Genomic DNA, 19,780 nt, shown 5'->3' on the forward strand with positions numbered 1-19,780 from the left:
TCGAAAGGGAGGCACCCGTGCCCGTCCCGCTCTCCGGCCGCCGCTTCGCCATCACCGGCGGCACCGGCTCGTTCGGACAGGCGATGGTCGGCCACCTGCTCGCCGCCGGTGCCGCGGAGATCCGCGTGCTGAGCCGCGACGAGGCCAAGCAGGACCAGATGCGCGGCCGCCTGCGCGACGACCGGGTGCGCTACTACGTCGGCGACGTCCGGGACCGCGACACCGTGCGCAAGGCGACCCGCGGTGTCGAGTTCGTCTTCCACGCCGCGGCCCTCAAACAGGTGCCGTCGTGTGAGTTCTTCCCGCTGGAGGCGTTGCGTACCAACGTGCTGGGCAGCGCCAACGTCGTCGAGGCCTGCGAGCGCAACGGCGTCGGGTCGCTCGTGCTGCTCAGCACCGACAAGGCCGTCTACCCGGTGAACGCGATGGGCATGACGAAGGCACTGATGGAGAAGGTGGCCCAGGCACACGCCCGGACCAGCCCGGACTCGCCCACCACGGTCTCCTGCGTGCGGTACGGCAACGTCATGTACTCGCGTGGCTCGGTCATCCCGCTGTTCGTGGAGCAGCTGCGCACCAACCGCCCGTTGACCGTCACCGACCCCGCGATGACCCGGTTCCTCATGTCCCTCGCGGAGTCGGTGGAGCTGGTCGAGCGGGCGTTCACCGGCGCCGTCCCGGGTGACGTGTTCATCCGCAAGGCCAGCGCCTGCACCATCGGGGATCTCGTGCTCGCGCTCGGCAACCTGTTCGGCGTCACCCCGAAGATCGAGGTCCTCGGCATCCGGCACGGCGAGAAGATGGACGAGACCCTCGCCAGCCGCGAGGAGCTCCGGCACGCCCGGGACCTCGGCGAGTTCTTCCGCGTGCCGCTGGACACCCGGGACCTGAACTACGCGCCGTACGTCGAGGAGGGCGAGGCGGGGACCGAGCGGCTGTTCGACTTCAACTCCGCGAACGCGCCACGGCTCGACGTACCGGAGATCGAGGCCCTGCTGCTCACCCTCCCGGAGATTCGCGCGGAGCTGGGCACCCTGGTGGCTGCCGGATGACGTCCCCACTGATCCTCACCGGCGCGAACGGCTTCCTCGGCTGGCACGTCCGGGTCCTGGCCCGCGCTCACGGCCTGCCCGACCCGATCGCCGTCACCCGCGCCGACCTGCGCCACCCCGACCGGCTCGCCGGCCTGCTCAGCGGCGCCGACCGGGTGCTGCACGTCGCCGGCGTCAACCGGGGCGACGCGGATCTCGGCAACCGCGAACTCGCCGATCAGCTCGCGGCGGGGCTGCGGCGGTGCGCGACACCGCCCAAGACCGTGGTGTTCGCCGACTCGATCCAGGCCGGCAACGGCACTGCGTACGGTGATGGGAAGGCAGCCGCAGCCGCCACACTCGCCGAGACCACCGAATGGTCCGGGTCCCGTTTCGAGGACATCCGGCTGCCGAACCTGTTCGGGGAGCACGGCCGGCCCCACTACAACTCGGTGGTGGCGACGTTCTGCCGGGAACTCGCCGACGGCAACACGCCGCGCGTCGACCGGGACCGGACGCTGGACCTGCTGCACGCCACCGACGCCGCGGCGCTGCTGGCCGGGCTGCCCGCCGCCGAACCGACCCCGTGCGGCGTGGGTGACCTGCTCGACCGGTTGCGGGAGATGGCCGCGCGTTACGCGATGGGGGAGATCCCATCGCTGACCAGCCGCTTCGACGTGCGGCTGTTCAACACCTACCGCTCGCACCTCTTCCCGGCCACCACGCCGTTCCCGCTGCCGTGCCACAGCGACACCCGCGGCGACCTCGTCGAGGCGGTCAAGGTGCACGGTGGCGGCGGCCAGACGTTCGTCTCCACCACCAACCCCGGGATCACCCGCGGCGAACACTTCCACCTGGCCAAGGTGGAGCGCTTCCTGGTCCTGCGCGGCGAGGCCCTCATCCGGGTACGCCGGGTGCTGCACGACGACATCCACACCTTCCGGGTACGCGGTGAGCGCCCCGCCTTCGTCGACATGCCCGCGATGTGGGCGCACAGCATCACCAACATCGGCGATTCCGACCTGCTGACCATGTTCTGGTCCAACGAGGTCTTCGACCCGGGACAACCCGACACGTTCCCGGAGCGGGTGGTGGCGTGAAGATCGGCATCGTCAGCCAGTGGTACCCGCCGGAACCCGCGTACATCCCCGCCGACCTCGCCACGGGTCTGGTCGGGCGCGGCCACCGGGTCCGGGTCCTGACCGGCTACCCCACGTACCCCGCGGGCAAGCTCTACCCCGGATACCGCCAGCGCCGCCACGACACGGCGACGGTCGAGGGCGTGACCGTACGCAGGGTGCCGCTCTACCCGAGCCACGACCGCTCCGGCACCCGCCGCGCGGCCAACTACCTGTCCTTCGCGGCCAGCAGCGCCGCCGCCGCGCTGAGCTACCTGGGCGAGGCCGACGTCGTCTACGTCTACCTGACCCCGGCGACGGCGGTCGCGGCCCCGGCCCTGCTGCGCCTGCTGCGGGGGATTCCGGTCGTCATCCACGTCCAGGACATCTGGCCGGAGTCGGTGACGTCCTCGGGCATGCTCCCCGGCGGCGTGGCCGGACGGCTGGCCGGCTCGGTGCTGCACGCGGCCATGCGGCGGACCTACCGGATGGCGTCGGCCATCGCCGTCATCGCGCCGTCGATGCGGGACCTGGTCGTCGCGCGCGGTGCTGTGGCTTCGCGCGTACGGGTCGTGCTGAACTGGGCCGACGAGTCCCTCTTCCGCCCGGTCGGTATCGACCCCGCGGCCCGCGCCCGGCTCGGTCACCGCGACCGCTGCACGATCATGTACGCCGGCGCGATGGGCCCGTTCCAGAACATCGGCGACTCGATCCGCGCGGCGTCCGCGGCCCGCGACGACGTCGACCTGGTCCTGGCCGGCTCGGGGATCGGTGAGAGCGACGCCCGCACCCTGACCGCCCGCCTCGGCGCCGACAACGTCCGCTTCCTGGGCCGCCTGCCGGTCGCCGAGATGGCGGCCCTCTACGCCGCGGCCGACTACCAGCTCGTCACGCTGAAGGACCTGCCGATCTTCCACGGCACGATCCCCTCGAAGCTGCCCGCCGCACTGTCCTGCGGCTCCCCGGTCCTGGTGTCCGTCCCCGGCGACTCCGCCGCACTCGTCGAGGGCAGCGGCGCCGGCCTCGCCTGCCCGCCGGAGGACTGGCAGGCCCTGGCAGCCCGGTTCCGGCAAGCAGCGGCCCTGTCACCCGCTGCCCGCGCCGAGATGGGCCGCAACGCCCTGGACACCTACCGCGCCCGGATGTCCCGCCGGGCCGGCCTCGACCAGCTCGAGGACATGCTGGTTTCCTCGGCCGAAAAGCACAACAGGGTGGGGGCGGCCCGATGACCCGCGTGATGACCGTGGTGGGCACCCGCCCCGAACTCATCCGGCTCTCCCGCGTGCTGGTCACCCTGGACCGCACCGTCGAGCACACCCTCGTCCATACGGGCCAGAACTGGGACCCGGCCCTCAGCGACGTCTTCTTCGACGAGCTCGAACTCCCGAAACCGTCCCGCAACCTCGCCGTCGACACGACCTCCCTGGGCGCGGTCCTCGCCGGCGTCCTCACCGGCGTGGAGAAGGCCCTCGAGGAGGTACGCCCCGACGCGCTGCTCGTGCTCGGCGACACCAACAGCTGCATCGCCGCGCTGATGGCCCGCCGCATGAAGGTGCCGGTCTACCACATGGAAGCGGGCAACCGCTGCTTCGACCAGAACGTCCCCGAGGAGACCAACCGCCGCCTCGTCGACCACGTCAGCGACTTCAACCTCGTCTACACCGAACACGCCCGCCGCAACCTGCTCGCCGAAGGCCTCCACCCCCGCCGCATCCTGCACACGGGCTCCCCGATGCGCGAGGTCCTCGACCACTACCGCCCCCGCATCGACGCGAGCCCGGTCCTCGACCGCCTCGCCCTCGAACCGGGCGGCTACTTCGTCGTCAGCGCCCACCGCGAGGAGAACGTCGACGACCCCGCCCGCCTCGCCCGGCTACTGGGCTGCCTGCACGCGGTCCGGGAGAAGTGGGGACTCCCGGTGCTCGTGTCGACGCACCCGCGTACCCGTGACCGCCTGGAACGGGCCACGACGGACCCGGCACTGCTCGACGGCCTGACGTTCCACCCGCCCTTCGGCTTCTTCGACTACGTCCACCTGCAACTACGCGCCCGCTGCACACTCTCGGACAGCGGCACGATCAGCGAGGAATCCGCGATCCTGGGCTTCCCCGCGGTCTCCCTGCGCGAATCCATCGAACGCCCGGAAGCCCTCGACACCGGCGTCACGATCATGACCGGCCTGGACCCCGCCGGTCTCCTCGAAGCCATCGACCTGGCGACCACCCACCGCACGGCCTGCCCCGCCGACTACGAAATCCCGGACACCTCGGCCCGCGTCGTCCGCTTCATCCTCTCCACCGTCCGCCGCCACCACGACTGGGCCGGAATCCGCCGATGACCGACGACCGCTACCGGGTCCTGATGACCTGCGGCGTCTTCGAACCCGGCTTCCGCGGCGGCGGCCCGGTCCGCTCCCTCGCCCAGATGCTCGACACCATGTCCGACCGCATCGACGCGATCCTCGTCACCAGCGACCGCGACCACGGCACGTCTACCGCTTACCCCGGCCTCTCCGGCCGGTGGGTGGACCGTGACCGCACCCGGATCTTCTATCTGAATCCCTGGGCTCCGTGGCACTGGCTGCGACTCTGGCGTGAGCTCCGGGACATCCCATTCGACCTCCTGTACGTCAACAGCTTCTTCTCACCGTGGTTCACCTTGGTCCCGATCCTTGCCATGCGTTTACACCTGCTGCGGTCCGGCAGATTGCTGATTGCCCCGCGCGGAGAACTGTCCCCGGGCGCACTGTCACTGAAGGCGACGAAGAAACGGACTTTCCTGCGGGCGTGGAGGCCCGTACTTGGCCGGTCCGGGGTTCGCTGGCACGCCTCCACCAGCGAGGAGGCTGCAGAGATCAGATCTGTGTACCCCTGGGCCGACGTCGAGATCAGCCTTGATCAGGTCGCTCTGCCACTGGATCCGCTGGATCCGCTGCCCACGATGTCCGATGTCCGGTTGGCTTACATCGGGAGGATCTCCGCCAAGAAGAACCTCGACCTGACTCTCGCCGCGTTGCATCACGTATCCGCCCCGGTCACATTCGACATCTACGGCCCGATCGAGGACCGCGCCTACTGGGCGCGATGCCGGGCGCTGATCGACGGCGTCGGTGCCCACATCGTGGTCAGGTACCGAGGTGAGCTGGCGCCCGACCGGGTGCGTGCCACGTTCGCCGGGTACGACGCCTTTGTGTTCCCAACCCGGGGAGAGAACTTCGGGCACGTCATCGCCGAGAGCCTGTCCGCGTCCTGCCCGGTGATCTGCACCGACCGCACACCGTGGAACGACGTGCTGAATGCCGGGGGCGGGCGGGTGCTGCCCGCCATGGGCTCGGACGAGCTCGGCGCCGAACTGGACCGGATCGCGGCGATGACCCCCGCTCAAAGACTGCGCGCCCGGGAGCGGGCGGGCGCGGCTTACCGCCGGTGGCGGGCCGGCATCGCGAACCCGAACGTGCTGGACCAGATCCGCGAGGGGAGTACCGTCCGTTGACCCGAATCGCCCTAGTGACCCACGGATTCTCGGGCGGCGGCGGGGTTCCTGCGGTCGCCCGCTGGCTGCGTTCGGGGCTCGAGACCCGGTACGGCATGACCGCCGACGTGCACGATCTGGCGACGTCGTCGCTCGACGAGGCCAGCAGGCGCATCAGCAGCCCGGCCACCTGGCGGCGGACGAGCCTGAGAACCTCGCGGACCGACCCTGAGCCGCACGAGCACTGGGGAGCCGGGGGTGTCGAGATCGAGACCTTGCGTTACCTGCCTCGACGGGAGCTGACCGAGGCGTTGCGCGGCTACGACCTGATTCAGGTGGTCGCCGGATCTCCGGCGTGGGCGGCGCCTGTGCTGGATTGCGGGCCGCCCGTGATCCTTCAGGTGGCGACGCTCGCGGCCTGGGAGCGCGCGTCTCAGCTTTCCGCCGCAGGCCCCCTGCTCCGGACATGGCGCCGGGGGATGACCGCCGGCGTTTCCCGGGTCGAGTCTGCTGCGCTGTGCCGGGCCGACGCGGTCCTGGTGGAGAACGAAGCGATGCTCGCCCATGTCCGCGCGGCCGGGCAGGAGCGGGTGCTGAAACTACCGCCGGGTGTCGACACAGCGACCTTCGTTCCCGCCGCCGGTGGCTGGCGCCGCGACGGTCACCTGCTGACGGTGTGCCGTCTCGGCGATGCCCGTAAGGGGCTCGCGACCATGATCCGTGCGTATCACCGGCTGGTGGAGCAGGACGACTCCGCGCCGCCGCTCGTCCTCGCCGGCCACGCAGCGGTCCCCGACACGCTCACCACCCTGATCTCCCGGCTCGGCCTGGCCGGCCGGGTGCGGATCCACGAGGATCCGACGCCAGCCGCGCTGATCAGGCTGTACCAGCGTGCCTCCGTGTTCCTGCAGACGTCGTACGAAGAGGGGCTCGGCCTTGCCGTGCTGGAAGCGATGGCCTGTGGACTGCCCGTGGTCGCCACCGCGACCCATGGAGCCCGGGAAACGGTGGTCGACGGGCTGACCGGATGGCTCGCAGGCTTGGCCGATGCCGATGCCGATGCCGATGCCGACCTCGCCTCGGCGGTAGCGGCCCGGGTCAGCACCGCCCTGGCCGGCGCCGGCGGGCTGGCCGGGAAGCGCGGGCGGGAACGCTGTGTCGCGGAGTTCTCCACGGACGCCTGCCTGCGCCGGTTCGTCGACGTCTACCACAGTGCGTCGCGCGGACAGTGGGCGACCGTGTCATGACTTCACCTCCCGAGGCCCCGGATGCCGTGGCACCACCGCTCGACCCCGTCACCGGCTCCGCATTCGGCCGCAGCGTGGTCCGGACGGCCATCTTCAACGCGGGCGCGACCCTGGCCGCTGGACTGGCGGGCATTCTCATCGCCCGGAGTCTCGGTCCCAGCGTCCGCGGTGACTACGCCGCCATCTGTGTCTGGCTTATCGTCGCCTACACCGTCGGGGATCTCGGCATGTCCGCTGCCACGACGTACTTCGTCGCGCGCGACCCTGTGCGAGGACGGGACTACCTCGCCACCTCACGGGTTCTGACCACGGTCGCCGGCGCGGCGGTCGTCCTGACGGGGTTCGCCGCCGCACCGCTGCTCGCTCGGTCCGAGCCGCACCTCGTAACGGGCTACCGGATCACCGCCATCACCTGCGCGGTGATACTCGCCGGCTTCAGCTGCAACGCCGCCCTGCAGGCTACGAACATTCATCGCTGGAACGTCGTGCGCGTCGCGCAACCCGCGCTGTACCTAGTCGCCGTTTCAGGGCTGCATCTCGCGGGGCGCCTCGACCTCATCACTGCCCTGGTGGCGCTGCTGGCGACCTCCACGGCGCAGACGACGCTGGCCTACGGCTACTGCCGCGTCCAGAGACTCATCCCGGGCCGGGCCGGTGCCGGACTCACCGCTCCGATCGCCCGGTACGGTGCCGGCCAGGTCGCGAACTCGGTGCCGGACCTCGCGGTGAACCGGATGGACCAGCTTGTGCTCTCTTTCACCGTGGCACCGTCCGCCCTCGGTCACTACGCCGTCGCCTCATCGTTGACGAATCTCGCGGTCCCGCTGGTCGCCGCTGTGGGGCACGTTGCCTTTCCCCGTCTCGCGTCCGCCGATCAGTCCGCGGCCGGAGCCGTGAGCTTGAGCCGCCGTGCCATCGGCGCGAGCGCGGCTCTGAGCGTCGCGCTCATGGCCGTCCTGGCCGCAACGGCGTGGTGGCTGGTGCCGACGGTCTTCGGGGCCGATTTCCGCGATGCCGTGACACTGGTTTGGCTGCTCGCGCCGGCAGCGGTATTCATGCCCTGTTCCAAGGTGTGCGCCGACCTGCTGCGCGGACACGGCCGGCCGTTGACGGTTGCCTATGTGCAGAGCGCCGCGACCGCCGTGCTGGCCGTTCTGCTGGCCGTTCTGGTGCCGGCCTTCGCTGAACGAGGCGCGGCGCTCGCGGTGAGTGTCACCGCGGCAGTGTCCTTTGTGCTCATGCGGAGCGCTCTGGGCCGGTTGCCGGGACGGGTAGCAGCACACCGGCGTGGATCGCGAACCCGCGGGGAGGCCTGAGTGGGTCTACCACCTGGTGAAGTGAGCGCGCGGACCAGCAGACTCGCCACCTGGGTCTTCATCGTTCCCGCGCTGACCGGTTACGTGCGGCTGCCGGGCGGGGCCAACGTCGTCCTGCCGGTCAGCGAACTGGGTCTCGGTCTGCTTCTGCTGCTGGTCCTCGGCGTGATCGTCAAGGGCCCGGTCCGGTTGCGGGCACTGGCCACCATCGCGGCTACGGTGGTCGTCCTTTTCGGCCTGTTCGTGGCTTACACGCTGGCGTGGCCCCACCTGCGCGGCTGGGCCTTCGCGGAACCCGCGCCCCATCTGGCGCTGGCGGCCGTGGTGTCCTGCTGCACGGCGGTCGCTTATGCGCTCCTGTTCTACCGCGAGGACGTCTTCATCGACGTGTTCTGGAAGGCAGCCATCGGGGCGATCGTGACAGCCGTCGCGGCGTACGTCATGAACGAGCTCGCCGGTTCTGGGTGGCTGGTACACCGGCAGTACGGAACCCCGAGGCTCCAGGGGTTGCTCAGCGAGCCGTCCGCGTGGGCGCCGTTCGTCTCGGCGCTCCTGCTGCTCGCTCTGGCCCGGCGCAGGCGACTCTGGGTAGGGTTCTTCCTGCTTGCTGCGGTCCTGACCAAGTCGCCCACCGTGCTGTTGTCGACGGTTGGTTCCTTGGCAGCCTGGTACGTCCTTATCCGGCGGCGTTCGACCACGCGGTACGCGATGCTGGCAGGCCTGCTTGTAGCAGGGACGATCGCGGTCAACTGGCTCAAGGGGATCGACATCTACCGGCCGCTGTCCAGCAGCCTCGTCGATCAATTTGTCGTCCGGCTCGCCTCGGGTGTGCACGCAGTCACCTCCGGCGGGGTTACCGGGCGTAATGACCGGTTCACCAGCACCCAGGCCGTGATCGATGAGATGGCACTGCGCGGCTGGCTGTGGACAGGTATCGGGCCGGGATCGGAGGGTTATATCCTGGGCTCCACCGGTCTGCTGCCCAACGCGCTTCCCGTATATGTGATGGCCAGCTTTGGCATCCTCGGCGTCATCGTACTGATGGGGATGCTGGTGAGGACGATCATCAGGTTGCGTACCCGGGCTTCGCTGGGGTTGTTTCTGGCCTTCATCATTGCCTCGATGATCAATTCTGCTGGCGGCTGGGAGTTCTACAAGTTCGTGATTGTCGCCGTCGTGGTCGCCGGGATACCAGCCAGAAGCGCTGTCAGATTTGAGAGCCGGGGGGTGGTCACGTCGATGTCGTCGTCGCCGGTGAGGGCGTAGTGCAGGCCCCCCTCCCGCCGGACCCGCACCGTCGTCCACCCCAGCCTGCCGGGGCCGGCGAAGTCCTTGGCCGGGTTGTCGGCCACATACGCAAGCGACGAGGCCCCGGTCTCCTTGGCGATCCGAAGAAATCCCTGCGGGCTGGGCTTTCCGCAACCAGGGCCGAGCGCGTCGGTGAGCACGATGGAGCTCGCGAAGGCCGAGAGCCCGAGCGCTCTGACCTTGGCGGCCTGGCTCACGACCGGCCCATCGGTCAGGAATGCCGTTGTGATCCCGAGAGCGTCGAGGTCATTCAGGGCCTTCAGCGCGTCAGGCAAGATCGCTATGTGTGGCTGGTGGTTCCGGTAGGTCCACACCATGCGCCCGATGTCCGCCCGCACCCCGAGCTCGGCGAGCGCGTCGTCGAAGATCCGGCCCCGGCGCCCCCGCAGGAAGCCGTCCCAGGCGACCGAGGCGAATCCCGGGATGCCGAGTTCCGCCTCGACCGCCGCGAATCCGCTGGCCACGTAGTCGCGTTCCAGGTACAGCGTGTCGTCGATGTCGAAGACGACGACCTCAGTCCGCACGGACGAACACCTCGTCGTCCCAGCGCAGCATCATCAGCCCGTACTCGATGACGGGTGCGGCGGGCGGGGCCTCCTTGCGGGCGACCTCGCGGATCAGCCATTCGGCGTGCCTGCCGCCGGCCTGGAAGCTGAGCGGGCAGCCGCCGCCGAAGCGGGCGTTGATCTCGATGACGGCGGCGCGAGGGCCGTCGGAGAAGATCTGCACGTTCATCGGGCCGTACGCGCCGGGCAGGGCCTCGACCGTGCGCACCGCCAGCGACGCGAGCAGGTCGTCCCGGACGACCTGGGCCTTGCTGACCTCGCCGGCGCGTACCTCGAGCCGGCGGCGGACGACCGGGCCGTGGGCGTAGCCGTCGCGGTCGACGAAGACGTCCACCGTGTGTTCGATGCCGGGGGCGGTCTCCTCCACGACCAGGGCGGGATCGGCGGGGATCGCGTCCAGGGCGGCCCAGGTGGTGACCCGGTGCAGGCCCACGCTCGACGACCCGCCGGCCGGCTTGACGATCAGGGGCAGCCGCCAGCCGCTGGCGTCGCGCTGCACGTCGGCGAGGGGTGCCTGGCGTGGGCACGGGATCGCCGACTCGGCGCAGTGCCGGTTCGTGAGCCGCTTGTCGCCCGCGACGGCGATGGCCTCGGGGCTGGAGACCGCGACGGTCGTACCCATGGTGGCGAGGTCGGGTTTGAGGGTGGCCCAGACGGGGAGCTCGGTGTCGATCGTCGGCACGACCAGGTCGACATGTTCGCTGTCGCACAACGCCGTGACCTCGGCGGCGAAGCCCGGGTCGGTGCAGCGCGGCACTATGAACCCGGCATCGGCCAGGTGCATCGCCGGCGCGGTCCAGTTGAGGTCGCACGTGATGACCCGGGCGTCGAGGCCGGCGGCGGTGGCCGCGTGCCGCAGCGACCGCAGCAGGCTGACCCGGCGGCCGGCGGAGGACAGCAGAATTGTGAATGGCACAGTCACTCCCGGATGGTGTTCAGTGCGTGGGGAAGGCGCGTCCCTCGGGGAGCGCGAAGACATTGACCGTGTTGTCGGGGATCTCGGTCAGGAGGTGCCCGTCGGCCTCGTACAGCTGATAGCCGAGCCCGTGCAGCATCGCCGCGATCTCGGCCCGATGACTTTGCACCTCCACCATCAGTACCGGGCGGTCGCGGTCCAGCACCTGAGCGGCGCCCTGCAGTACCTCCCATTCGAAGCCCTCGACATCGATCTTGATGAAGGTCGGACGGACGGCTGTACGGCCTACGTACGCGTCGATCGTCGTGACCTCGACCAGCTCCTGCGTGATGTTGGCCCTGATGGCGTTGCGTTCGTTACCCGCGAGTCCCGCGAAGTTCGCCACCAGCGAGTTGTTCTGTCCGGTGAGATCCTCGACGTGCATCGTGAGGGCGCCGGCGGCACTACCGAGTGCCTGGTGGGTGACCGTCACATTGGATTTGTGCCCGACGTTCGCATCGACATAGGGGAGGTTGTTCGATCCGGGTTCGAAGACGTGGACCGAGCCGCCGGCACCAACCAGCTGGGAGAAGTACAGCGAGATGTAGCCGATGTGCCCGCCGGCCTCCACGACGCAGTCTCCGGGTCCGATGAGCCTGCCGAAGCATTCCATGGAGTCACGCTCCCGCCGCCGGCCGTGGAACCAGTAGCCCTTGTGCCGGAACGAATGCAGCCGGATCCGGTCTGCGGTGTAGTGGTGCCTGATGGTGACGTCGCCGGGATTTGCCCGGGACAGCAGAAAGAGCGCCGCCCTGCGGAGTTGCCTGGTCGTGCCGCCGAGCAGGTCTGTCATACCGGGGATCCCTTGAACTCGGGGGCGGTGGCTTCGTCGTGGGCGCTGATGCCGTCGCGGCGGATCACGGCGAGGGCGGTGGCGGCCAGCAGCCGCAGGTCCAGCGAGAGTGAGCGGGCGCCGACGTACGCCACGTCGTAGTGGAACTTCTCTTCCCAGGTGAGCAGGTTACGACCGCGGACCTGGGCGAGGCCGGTGATGCCGGGCAGGACCTCGTGCCGGCGGGCCTGGTCGGGGGTGTAGCGGTCCAGGTAGCGCACCGGGAGCGGGCGGGGGCCGACCAGGCTCATCTCGCCGCGGAGCACGTTGACCAGCGACGGCAGCTCGTCGAGGCTGGTCGAGCGCAGGAAGCGGCCCCAGCCGGTGAGCCGTTCCGCGTCGGTCGCCAGGCCGCGGGCGGGGTCCTCGTCGACCATCGTGCGGAACTTGAGCAGAGTGAACGTGGTGCCGTGGCGGCCGGCGCGGTGCTGGCGGAACAGGACGGGGCGGCCGAGGGTGAGGGCGACTGTGAGCGCCAGGATCAGCATCAGTGGCAATGTGAGCAGGAGGCCGAGCACGGCGGCCGACACGTCGAGGAGGCGTTTGCGGGAGTCGTACGTCATGCGTGGTCGTCCAGGAATTCGGTGATCGCGGCGGTGACGTGGGCGATCTGTTCCTCGCCCAGCGACGAGCCGCTCGGCAGGATGAGGCCGGTGTCGAAGAGGCGTTCGGCGGCGCCGCTGAGCAGGCCCGGCCGGCCCGCGAAGACGGGTTGCAGGTGCATCGGTTTCCAGATCGGGCGGGTCTCGATGCGGGCCGCCGTCAGGTGGGCTGCCAGCTCGGTCGTGGACCAGCCGGCTTCCTCCGGGTCGGCCACGACCGGGGTGAGCCAGGCGTTCGTGCCGTCAGAGTCACCGAGGATGCGTACGCCCTCGAGCCCGGCGAAGAGCTTGCCGTAGCGCCGTCGCAGGTCACGCCGCCGGGCGATCATCTCGTCGAGGCGGCAGAGCTGGGCGCGGCCCAGGGCGGCGAGCACGTTGCTCAGGCGGTAGTTGTAGCCGATGTCGGTGTGCTCGTAGTGCGGGACCGGCAGGCGGGCCTGGGTGGCCAGGTAGCGGGCCCGGTCGGCGAGCGCGGCATGGGCGGTGAGGAGCATGCCGCCGCCCGATGTCGTCATGATTTTGTTGCCGTTGAAGGACAGGGCCGCGGCCTGGCCGAAGGAGCCTGCCGGTCTGCCGCGATGGTCGGCTCCGAGGGCTTCCGCGGCGTCCTCGATCACGGGTACGCCGTACCGCTCGCACATCGGCAGCACCCGGTCGTAATCAGCGCAGAGCCCGAACAGGTCCACCGTCAGCACCGCGCCCACCGGGGTGCTGTCGCGGCGCAGACCGGCGAGGGCGGCGCCGAGCAGGTCCGGGTCGAGGTTGCCGGTGGCCGGGTCGCAGTCGACGAAGTAGGGGGTGGCTCCGGTGTAGACGACCGCGTTGGCCGTGGCCGCGAACGTGAGGGTGGGGACGACCACCACGTCGCCGGGGCCGACGCCGACGCCGAGCAGGGCCAGGTGCAGGGCGGCCGTGCCGGAGCTGAGGGCGACCGCGTGGGCCACGCCGGTGCGTTCCGCCAGCTCGCGTTCGAAGGCGTCGAGGTCGGGGCCGATGGGGGCGACCCAGCCGGAGCGCAGGGCGGCGAGGACGTATTCCTGTTCCAGGGGGCCGATGTCGGGGCTGGACAGCAAGACTTGGTGACTCATCGCGATACTCCTCTCACGCGCTGATGTGGCGGGTTAGGGTGACCCGACCCGGGAGGAGGAACCTCGATGACGACCGATGAGCGGTTTTCGATTCTCGTGGTCTGCCACGCCAATCTGTGCCGGTCGCCGTTGGCCGAGGGGCTCGCACGCCAGAGCCTCGGCCCGGCTGCGGGGGTGGTCGAGGTGAGCAGCGCCGGCACGCACGCGTGGAGCAACCAGCCCATGCATCCGTACGCGGAGCAGGTGCTGGGCGAGTACGCCGTCGACACAGCGGGCTTTCGCACCCGGCGGCTCGGCGAGCTGCAGGTGCGTACCGCTGATCTGATCCTGACCGCGACCCGGCAGCAGCGCTCGGCCTGCGTCGCCCTGGACGCGGTGGCGGTGCGCCGCACCTTCACGATCCCGCAGTTCGGCCGGTACTTGCAGGCCACGCCCCCGGACGCGTTGCCGGGCATCGAAACCGCGCCGCGCCGGCTGCGTCGGCTGCTCGACCTGCTCCCGGTCGTCCGCGCGTCGGTGCCGGTCGGTCTCCCGGCGGACGACGACCTGGCGGACCCGGTGGACCAGCCGGTCGAGGCGTTCCGGCGCTGCGCCGCCCAGCTGCTGGCGGTTTTCGGTGCGCTGAACGGCCTCATCGCACCGATCCCACCGGCGGCGCTGACACGGCATCGGCTGCCGGCACGTCCCGGGCGGCCATGACGTCGGGCACGACGCCGATCGCCTCGCGGCGCCCGCTCGCGCGGCGGCCCGCGCTGTGGCCCTTGGCCGAGTACTCGTCGTAGTAGTAGTACGCGTCGGGGCCCTTGGCGGCGACCATGTTCAGGACGCAACCGAGCAACCGGGCGTCAACCGATTTGAGGGCCTTGACCGCGCCGGTGACCTGGGCGCTGGTCGTGCGGCGGGAACGGGCGAGCAGCAGGGCGCCGTCGGCGCGGGCAGCGACCACGGCCGCGTCGGTCACCGGGAGCAGCGGCGGGCAGTCGATGATGATGGTGTCGAAGACCTCGCGCAGCTCGTCCATCAGGGTCGCCATGTGCTGGGAGCCGAGCAGCTCGCTGGGGTTCGGCGGCAGGAAACCGCTGGGCAGCACCCACAGGTGGTTGCCGTAGCGCTGCAGGACGTCGTCGACGGAGGCCTTGCCGGCCAGCACCGTGGTGAGCCCGGCGGCGCCCTCGAGGCCGAGGTAGTCGGCGATGCGGGGACGGCGCAGGTCGGCGTCGACGATCAGGACCCGGTGCCCGGCCTCGGCGAAGAGCATCGCGACGCCGCACGCCGTCGAGGACTTGCCCTCGCCGGGGACCGCGCTGGTCACCACGAGGGTCTTCACCGGGCGGTCGACGTCGACGTACTGCAGGTTGGTGCGCAGCTGCCGCAGGGCTTCGGCGCGTGCGGAGTGGCCGCCGCCCGTCAGCGTCATCGGGCCGCCCTTGGCGTCGTTGTCGAACGGCACCCCGGCCAGGACCGGCGCGGAGGCCAGCTCCTGCAACGCCTCGGCGGTCTTGATCGTGGTGTCCAGAACCTCGCGCAGCACCGCGGCGGCGGCGCCGACGATGAGGCCGAGCACCGCGGCGAGGGCCAGGTTGCGCAGCGGGCGCGGGCTCACCGGGGTGTCCGCGGTCTCGGGCCCGGCGACGACCTCGACCTTCACCGACGAGACCTTCTTGCCGGGCGGGGTCTCCAGCGACTCGACGAGCGTCTTGAACCGCTCGGCCGTCGCGGCGGCGATCAGCCGGGAGCGGTCCTTGCTGCTGTCGGTGACCGTGGCCTGCAACAGCACCGTCTCCGGGACCGCCTGCGCGGTGATCCGGGCCCGGACCTCGGTGGCGTCCAGGTCGATGCCGGGCGAGCCGGCGACCAGCTGGGCGATGCGGTCGCCGCTGAGCAGTGTCGAGTAGGACTTCACCCGCTCCTGGGAGAAGAGCCCACCCTGGTACGCGTCCGACACCCCGGCGCTGGGCGTGGTCACGAAGAACGTCACCGACGTCGCATACCGGGGGACGGCCTGGACCGTGAGCAGGGTGCCGAGGGCGAGCGCCACCGCGACGGCGGTGACCACCATCCACCAGCGCTTCCGGGCGACGCGGATGTAGTCACGCAACTCCATATCGCCCAAGATATAGTCCATAAGGGGCACAAAGGCGAGAATGCGTATTTCGTCCTTCCGGGGGCGTTGAAGTTCCTAGTCTGAGTTCCATGCGCGCACGGGGAAGGGCCATCGCCGCCCTGGTCATCGATGGTGCCGCGTGGGGCGCGGGCCTGACCGCCGCGGTACTCACCCGGTACGAGTTCGCGCTGAGCACCCGCCAGCTCGTCACGACGACGCTGGCCGTTCTCGGCACCGTCGTCCTGCACGCGGTGATCGGCCACCTGCAGTTCCTCTACCGTGGCCGCTACCGTTTCGCGAGCTTCGAGGAGGTACGCGCGGTCTCGCTGACCGTCCTGCTGACCGCGTTCCTCGTCCTCATCGCCGACCTGGGCCTGCCGTCGCGCCCGATCCCGGCCAGCGCCCCGGTGGTCGGCGGGATGATCGCGCTCGTGCTCATGCTCGCCGTGCGGTACCTGCGCCGGCTCCAGCGCGAATACAGCTCCCGGCCGGACCCGAGCACCGCCACCCCCGTGCTGCTGTTCGGCGCGGGAGCCGCCGGGCACGTCCTGACCCGGTCCATGCTGAGCGACCGGCGCGGGCGCTACCTGCCGGTCGGGGTCATCGATGACGACCCGGTGCAGCGGCATCTGCGGGTGCACGGCGTACCCGTGCTGGGTGGCCGGGAGGCGATCCCCGCCGCACTCGCCGCGACCGGGGCCGGCACGGTCGTCTTCTCCGTCGCGAACGCCGACGCCGCCCTGGTCCGCGAGGTCCGGGGGATCACCGTGGCCGCCGGGGCCGCGTTCAAGGTCGTGCCCGCGCTCAGCGAGCTGATCGACGACCGGGTCAGCGTCACCGACGTCCGCGACGTGCAGATCACCGACCTGCTCGGCCGCCGCCAGATCGACACCGACCTGGACGCCATCGCGGGCTACCTGACCGGCAAACGGGTCCTGGTCACCGGCGCCGGCGGCTCGATCGGCTCGGAGCTGTGCCGCCAGCTCAGCCGGTACGCCCCCGCCGAGCTGATGATGCTCGACCGCGACGAGTCCGCCCTGCACGCGGTGCAGCTGTCGCTGGACAAACGGGCCTCGCTGGACGACCCGTCGGTGATCCTCGCGGACCTGCGCGACGCCGCCACCATCCGGTCGATCTTCAAGGCCCGCCGCCCACAGGTGGTCTTCCACGCCGCGGCGCTCAAGCACCTGCCGCTGCTCGAGCGCTACCCGGGCGAGGCGGTGAAGACCAACATCTGGGGCACGCTGACCGTGCTGGAGGCCTCCGCCGGGGTCGAGCGGTTCGTCAACATCTCCACCGACAAGGCCGCCAACCCGATCAGCGTGCTCGGCTACAGCAAGCGCATCACCGAGCGGCTCACCGCGCACACGGCGGCGGCCGGGCCCGGCTCGTTCCTGAGCGTGCGCTTCGGCAACGTGCTGGGCAGCCGCGGCTCGGTGCTGACCGCGTTCAACGCGCAGATCGCGGCGGGCGGCCCGATGGTCGTCACCCACCCGGACGTCACCCGCTACTTCATGACCATCCAGGAGGCGGTCCACCTGGTCATCCAGGCCGCCGCGATCGGCCGGGGCGGGGAGGCCCTGGTGCTGCAGATGGGCAGTCCCGTCCGGATCGCCGAGGTGGCCCGGCAGATGGCCCAGCTCGCCCCGGTCCCGATCGACATCGAGTTCTCCAGCCTGCGCCCCGGCGAGAAGCTGCACGAGGAGCTCTTCGGCACGGGCGAAATCGACCGCCGGCCGCTGCACCCGCTCATCTCGCACGTCCAGGTGCCGCCGCTCGACCCCGCCGAGGTGCGCTTCCTCGACAGCCACGCCGCCCCCGACCTGGTCACGGCCGAGCTCGCCCGGCTCTGCGACCAGACCCTGCGGCTGCCGCGCCACGGGAACACCGCGGGCCTGCGGCGGATGGACCCCACCATCACGCGTACGCCCTCCGCGACCTAGGGTCGGAGCCATGTCGTTCGATGTGGCTCGGATCAGGTCCGCGTACCCCGCCCTCGATGAGGGATTTGTGCACTTCGACGGGGCCGGCGGCACGCAGGTCGCGTCCCCGGTCGTCGTCGCCGTGACCGGGGTGATGCAGGCCGCCGTCTCCAACCGGGGGACCAACTACAAGCCGGCGCGGCGTTCCGGGGACATCGTGGCCTCGGCGCGGGCGGCCGTCGCCGACCTGGTCGGCGGGGATCCTGCCGGGGTGGTGTTCGGGGCGAGTGCCACGGCGCTGACCTATCTCGTCGCGCGGACGCTGGCGCAGGGATGGGGGCCGGGGGACGAGATCGTCGTGACCCGGCTCGACCACGACGCGAACGTGCGGCCGTGGATCCAGGCCGCCGAGTCCGTGGGCGCGACCGTGCGCTGGGCCGACGTCGACGTGCGCGGCGGTGAGCTGCCCGTCGCGCAGTTCCGGGAGCTGATCGGGCCGCGGACCCGGCTCGTCGCCGTGACCGCTGCCAGCAACGCCACCGGGACCATGCCCGCGGTCCGGGAGATCGCCGCGATCGCGCACGCGGCCGGGGTGCTGACGTTCGTCGACGGGGTGCACTCCACCGCGCACCGGGTGACCGACGTGAAGGAGCTGGGCGCCGACTTCTACGTGACGAGCGCCTACAAGTGGTCCGGGCCGCACTACGCCGCCGTGGTCGCGGATCCGGCGATCTGGGAGCCGCTCGAGCCGGTCAAGCTGGTGCCGTCGCCGAAGTCGGTGCCGGAGCGCTTCGAGTTCGGGACGCTGAGCTTCGAACTGCTCGCCGGGATCACCGCGGCGGTGGATCACCTGGCCGGGCTGACCGGTGCCACGGGTGGGACGCGGCGCGAGCGGCTGGTCGAGAGTCTGACGGCTGTCACGGCGTACGAGAACGGTCTGCTCGAAAGGCTTCTGACCGGTCTGGAGAAGATCGACGGGGTGACCGTCCTCGCGGCCCCGGCCGACCGCTGCCCGACGGTGTCGTTCCGGCTCGCCGGGCAGGCACCCGCGGAGACCGCCCGGATCCTGGGCGAGCAGAACATCTGCGTGTCCAACGGCGACTACTACGCCGTCGAGTATTTCGAGGCCGCGCAGCTGCGCGACAGCGGTGGCGCCGTCCGGGCCAGCATCTACCACTACAACACCGAGGACGAGATCGACCGGCTGCTCGAGGCGCTCAGGGCGGCGGGGCCGTCGTCTCTCGGGTGATCAGGGTGGTGGCGAGGCGCAGGTGGCGGGAGATCGGGGGCTCGCCGTCCGCCATCGCCAGCAGGGTGCGCAACGCCGTCCGGCCGATCTCGTGCATGGGGGTGCTCACCGTGGTGAGCCGGCTGTCGGTGGCCGCGATCGCGTAGGTGTCGTCATAGCCGGCGACGCTGAGATCCGTGGGGACCCGCAGGCCGTGGGCGCGGGCGGCGCGGATCGCGGCGAACGCGTCACCGTCGGTCGTGGCGAAGACCGCGGTCGGCCGGCGGGGCAGCGCCAGCATCCGGCGGACGGCTGCCTCCCCGCTGCCGATGCCGTCCTGGGAGATCAGGTCCGGGTCGGGCGGCACCCCCGCGGCGTCCAGGGCCTCGCGGTAGCCGCCGAAACGTTCGCGCAGGCCCTGGTTGTGCGGGGAGCCGCCGACGAACGCGATCCGGCGATGGCCCAGCCGCAGCAGGTGGCTGGTCGCCTGGAGGCCGCCTGCCCAATGGTGGGAGCCGATGCTGACCACCGAGTCGTCGAGAGCGTCGGGCGGGTCGACGGCGATCAGCGCGATGCCGTGCCCGGCGCAGGCCCTGACCACCTCCGGGCCGATGCGGGTGGTGATGACCAGCAGGCCGATGTGGCCCTTGGCGGCGACGGCGTCGACCGGGATTGCCGTGCTGCCGGTGACGAGCGTCGTCGTGACCAGGTCGGCGCCGTGCTCGCGGGCGGCGTCGACCGCGCCTTCGAGCACGCGCAGCGAGTACAGGCTGGTCAGGGTGTCGAAGACCGCCGTGACCACGCGGGTGGTGCGGGGGTCGCGGGCCGTGGTCGGTGCGTAGCCCAGGTCGTGCAGCGCCTGGTCGACCCGCCGGCGGGTGGCGGCGGAGATGCCCGGTCTGCGGTTGAGCACCTTGCTCGCCGTGGCCTTCGAGACGCCCGCCCGCGCGGCCACCTCGTCGAGGGTCGCCCGCTGTTCTCTGCTCACGGAC

The 19,780-nt window shown here is 70.9% G+C and carries 18 protein-coding genes; 11 read left to right on the plus strand and 7 right to left on the minus strand.

Annotated features, from left to right (window positions below; genetic code table 11):
* The first annotated feature begins 17 nt into the window (after positions 1-17).
* From Aco04nite_RS09300 to Aco04nite_RS09335, 8 genes are read left to right on the plus strand one after another with little or no spacing between them, the layout of a single operon-like run.
* Positions 18-1,052 (plus strand): polysaccharide biosynthesis protein, encoded by a 1,035-nt coding sequence (locus Aco04nite_RS09300; protein WP_280519324.1) that lies wholly within the window; start codon positions 18-20, stop codon positions 1,050-1,052.
* Positions 1,049-2,131, plus strand: a complete 1,083-nt coding sequence (locus tag Aco04nite_RS09305) for a polysaccharide biosynthesis C-terminal domain-containing protein (RefSeq protein ID WP_212996792.1) — start codon at positions 1,049-1,051, stop codon at positions 2,129-2,131. Before Aco04nite_RS09300 ends, Aco04nite_RS09305 begins: the two co-directional genes overlap by 4 nt.
* The gene (locus Aco04nite_RS09310) at positions 2,128-3,378 is read left to right on the plus strand and encodes a glycosyltransferase family 4 protein (protein ID WP_212996793.1); all 1,251 of its coding nucleotides are present in this window, start codon (positions 2,128-2,130) and stop codon (positions 3,376-3,378) included. Before Aco04nite_RS09305 ends, Aco04nite_RS09310 begins: the two co-directional genes overlap by 4 nt.
* A complete protein-coding gene (gene wecB, locus Aco04nite_RS09315; RefSeq protein ID WP_212996794.1) occupies positions 3,375-4,487 on the plus strand; it encodes a non-hydrolyzing UDP-N-acetylglucosamine 2-epimerase in 1,113 nt (370 codons plus the stop codon). The genes Aco04nite_RS09310 and wecB overlap by 4 nt, the downstream gene beginning before the upstream one ends.
* Complete coding sequence (locus tag Aco04nite_RS09320; RefSeq protein ID WP_212996795.1) at positions 4,484-5,641, plus strand: glycosyltransferase family 4 protein; 1,158 nt, start codon at positions 4,484-4,486, stop codon at positions 5,639-5,641. The genes wecB and Aco04nite_RS09320 overlap by 4 nt, the downstream gene beginning before the upstream one ends.
* Positions 5,638-6,867, plus strand: coding sequence for a glycosyltransferase family 4 protein (locus tag Aco04nite_RS49550; protein WP_280519325.1), 1,230 nt, complete (start codon positions 5,638-5,640; stop codon positions 6,865-6,867). Before Aco04nite_RS09320 ends, Aco04nite_RS49550 begins: the two co-directional genes overlap by 4 nt.
* The gene (locus Aco04nite_RS09330; protein ID WP_212996796.1) at positions 6,864-8,183 is read left to right on the plus strand and encodes a lipopolysaccharide biosynthesis protein; all 1,320 of its coding nucleotides are present in this window, start codon (positions 6,864-6,866) and stop codon (positions 8,181-8,183) included. Before Aco04nite_RS49550 ends, Aco04nite_RS09330 begins: the two co-directional genes overlap by 4 nt.
* Positions 8,184-8,204: 21 nt before the next feature.
* Positions 8,205-9,449 (plus strand): hypothetical protein, encoded by a 1,245-nt coding sequence (locus Aco04nite_RS09335; protein ID WP_212996797.1) that lies wholly within the window; start codon positions 8,205-8,207, stop codon positions 9,447-9,449.
* Here the strand turns inward: Aco04nite_RS09335 and Aco04nite_RS09340 are convergent.
* Genes Aco04nite_RS09340 through Aco04nite_RS09360 form a run of 5 tightly spaced genes read right to left on the minus strand, consistent with a single transcriptional unit; the run spans position 9,335 to position 13,534 of the window.
* On the minus strand, positions 9,335-10,015 hold the full coding sequence (locus Aco04nite_RS09340; protein ID WP_212996798.1) for an HAD family hydrolase: 681 nt from the start codon (positions 10,013-10,015) through the stop codon (positions 9,335-9,337). The genes Aco04nite_RS09335 and Aco04nite_RS09340 overlap by 115 nt on opposite strands.
* Positions 10,005-10,979, minus strand: coding sequence for an ATP-grasp domain-containing protein (locus Aco04nite_RS09345; protein WP_212996799.1), 975 nt, complete (start codon positions 10,977-10,979; stop codon positions 10,005-10,007). Before Aco04nite_RS09345 ends, Aco04nite_RS09340 begins: the two co-directional genes overlap by 11 nt.
* Before the next feature lie 13 nt (positions 10,980-10,992).
* Positions 10,993-11,805, minus strand: coding sequence for an FkbM family methyltransferase (locus Aco04nite_RS09350; protein ID WP_212996800.1), 813 nt, complete (start codon positions 11,803-11,805; stop codon positions 10,993-10,995).
* Positions 11,802-12,407, minus strand: coding sequence for a sugar transferase (locus tag Aco04nite_RS09355; RefSeq protein ID WP_212996801.1), 606 nt, complete (start codon positions 12,405-12,407; stop codon positions 11,802-11,804). The genes Aco04nite_RS09350 and Aco04nite_RS09355 overlap by 4 nt, the downstream gene beginning before the upstream one ends.
* On the minus strand, positions 12,404-13,534 hold the full coding sequence (locus tag Aco04nite_RS09360) for a DegT/DnrJ/EryC1/StrS family aminotransferase (RefSeq protein WP_212996802.1): 1,131 nt from the start codon (positions 13,532-13,534) through the stop codon (positions 12,404-12,406). Before Aco04nite_RS09360 ends, Aco04nite_RS09355 begins: the two co-directional genes overlap by 4 nt.
* Before the next feature lie 66 nt (positions 13,535-13,600).
* Between Aco04nite_RS09360 and Aco04nite_RS09365 the strand changes: the two genes are divergently transcribed.
* Positions 13,601-14,233 carry an arsenate reductase/protein-tyrosine-phosphatase family protein gene (locus Aco04nite_RS09365; protein ID WP_212996803.1) on the plus strand — a complete coding sequence of 211 codons (633 nt, stop codon included), beginning with the start codon at positions 13,601-13,603 and terminating at the stop codon, positions 14,231-14,233.
* Here the strand turns inward: Aco04nite_RS09365 and Aco04nite_RS09370 are convergent.
* Positions 14,166-15,638, minus strand: coding sequence for a tyrosine-protein kinase domain-containing protein (locus Aco04nite_RS09370; protein ID WP_212996804.1), 1,473 nt, complete (start codon positions 15,636-15,638; stop codon positions 14,166-14,168). The genes Aco04nite_RS09365 and Aco04nite_RS09370 overlap by 68 nt on opposite strands.
* Before the next feature lie 89 nt (positions 15,639-15,727).
* On the opposite strand from Aco04nite_RS09370, the gene Aco04nite_RS09375 reads away from it, so the two are divergent.
* Both Aco04nite_RS09375 and Aco04nite_RS09380 read left to right on the plus strand, forming a co-directional pair.
* On the plus strand, positions 15,728-17,581 hold the full coding sequence (locus Aco04nite_RS09375) for a nucleoside-diphosphate sugar epimerase/dehydratase (RefSeq protein WP_212996805.1): 1,854 nt from the start codon (positions 15,728-15,730) through the stop codon (positions 17,579-17,581).
* Between the two features lie 10 nt (positions 17,582-17,591).
* Positions 17,592-18,809: a cysteine desulfurase-like protein gene (locus Aco04nite_RS09380; RefSeq protein ID WP_212996806.1), complete on the plus strand. Its 1,218-nt coding sequence runs from the start codon at positions 17,592-17,594 to the stop codon at positions 18,807-18,809.
* Here Aco04nite_RS09380 and Aco04nite_RS09385 read toward each other — a convergent pair.
* Positions 18,778-19,776 carry a LacI family DNA-binding transcriptional regulator gene (locus tag Aco04nite_RS09385; protein WP_212996807.1) on the minus strand — a complete coding sequence of 333 codons (999 nt, stop codon included), beginning with the start codon at positions 19,774-19,776 and terminating at the stop codon, positions 18,778-18,780. The two genes, Aco04nite_RS09380 and Aco04nite_RS09385, sit on opposite strands and share 32 nt — an antisense overlap.
* Positions 19,777-19,780 lie beyond the last annotated feature (4 nt).

The sequence above is a fragment of the Winogradskya consettensis genome, from assembly GCF_018332715.1.
Taxonomy (GTDB): Bacteria; Actinomycetota; Actinomycetes; order Mycobacteriales; family Micromonosporaceae; genus Actinoplanes; species Actinoplanes consettensis.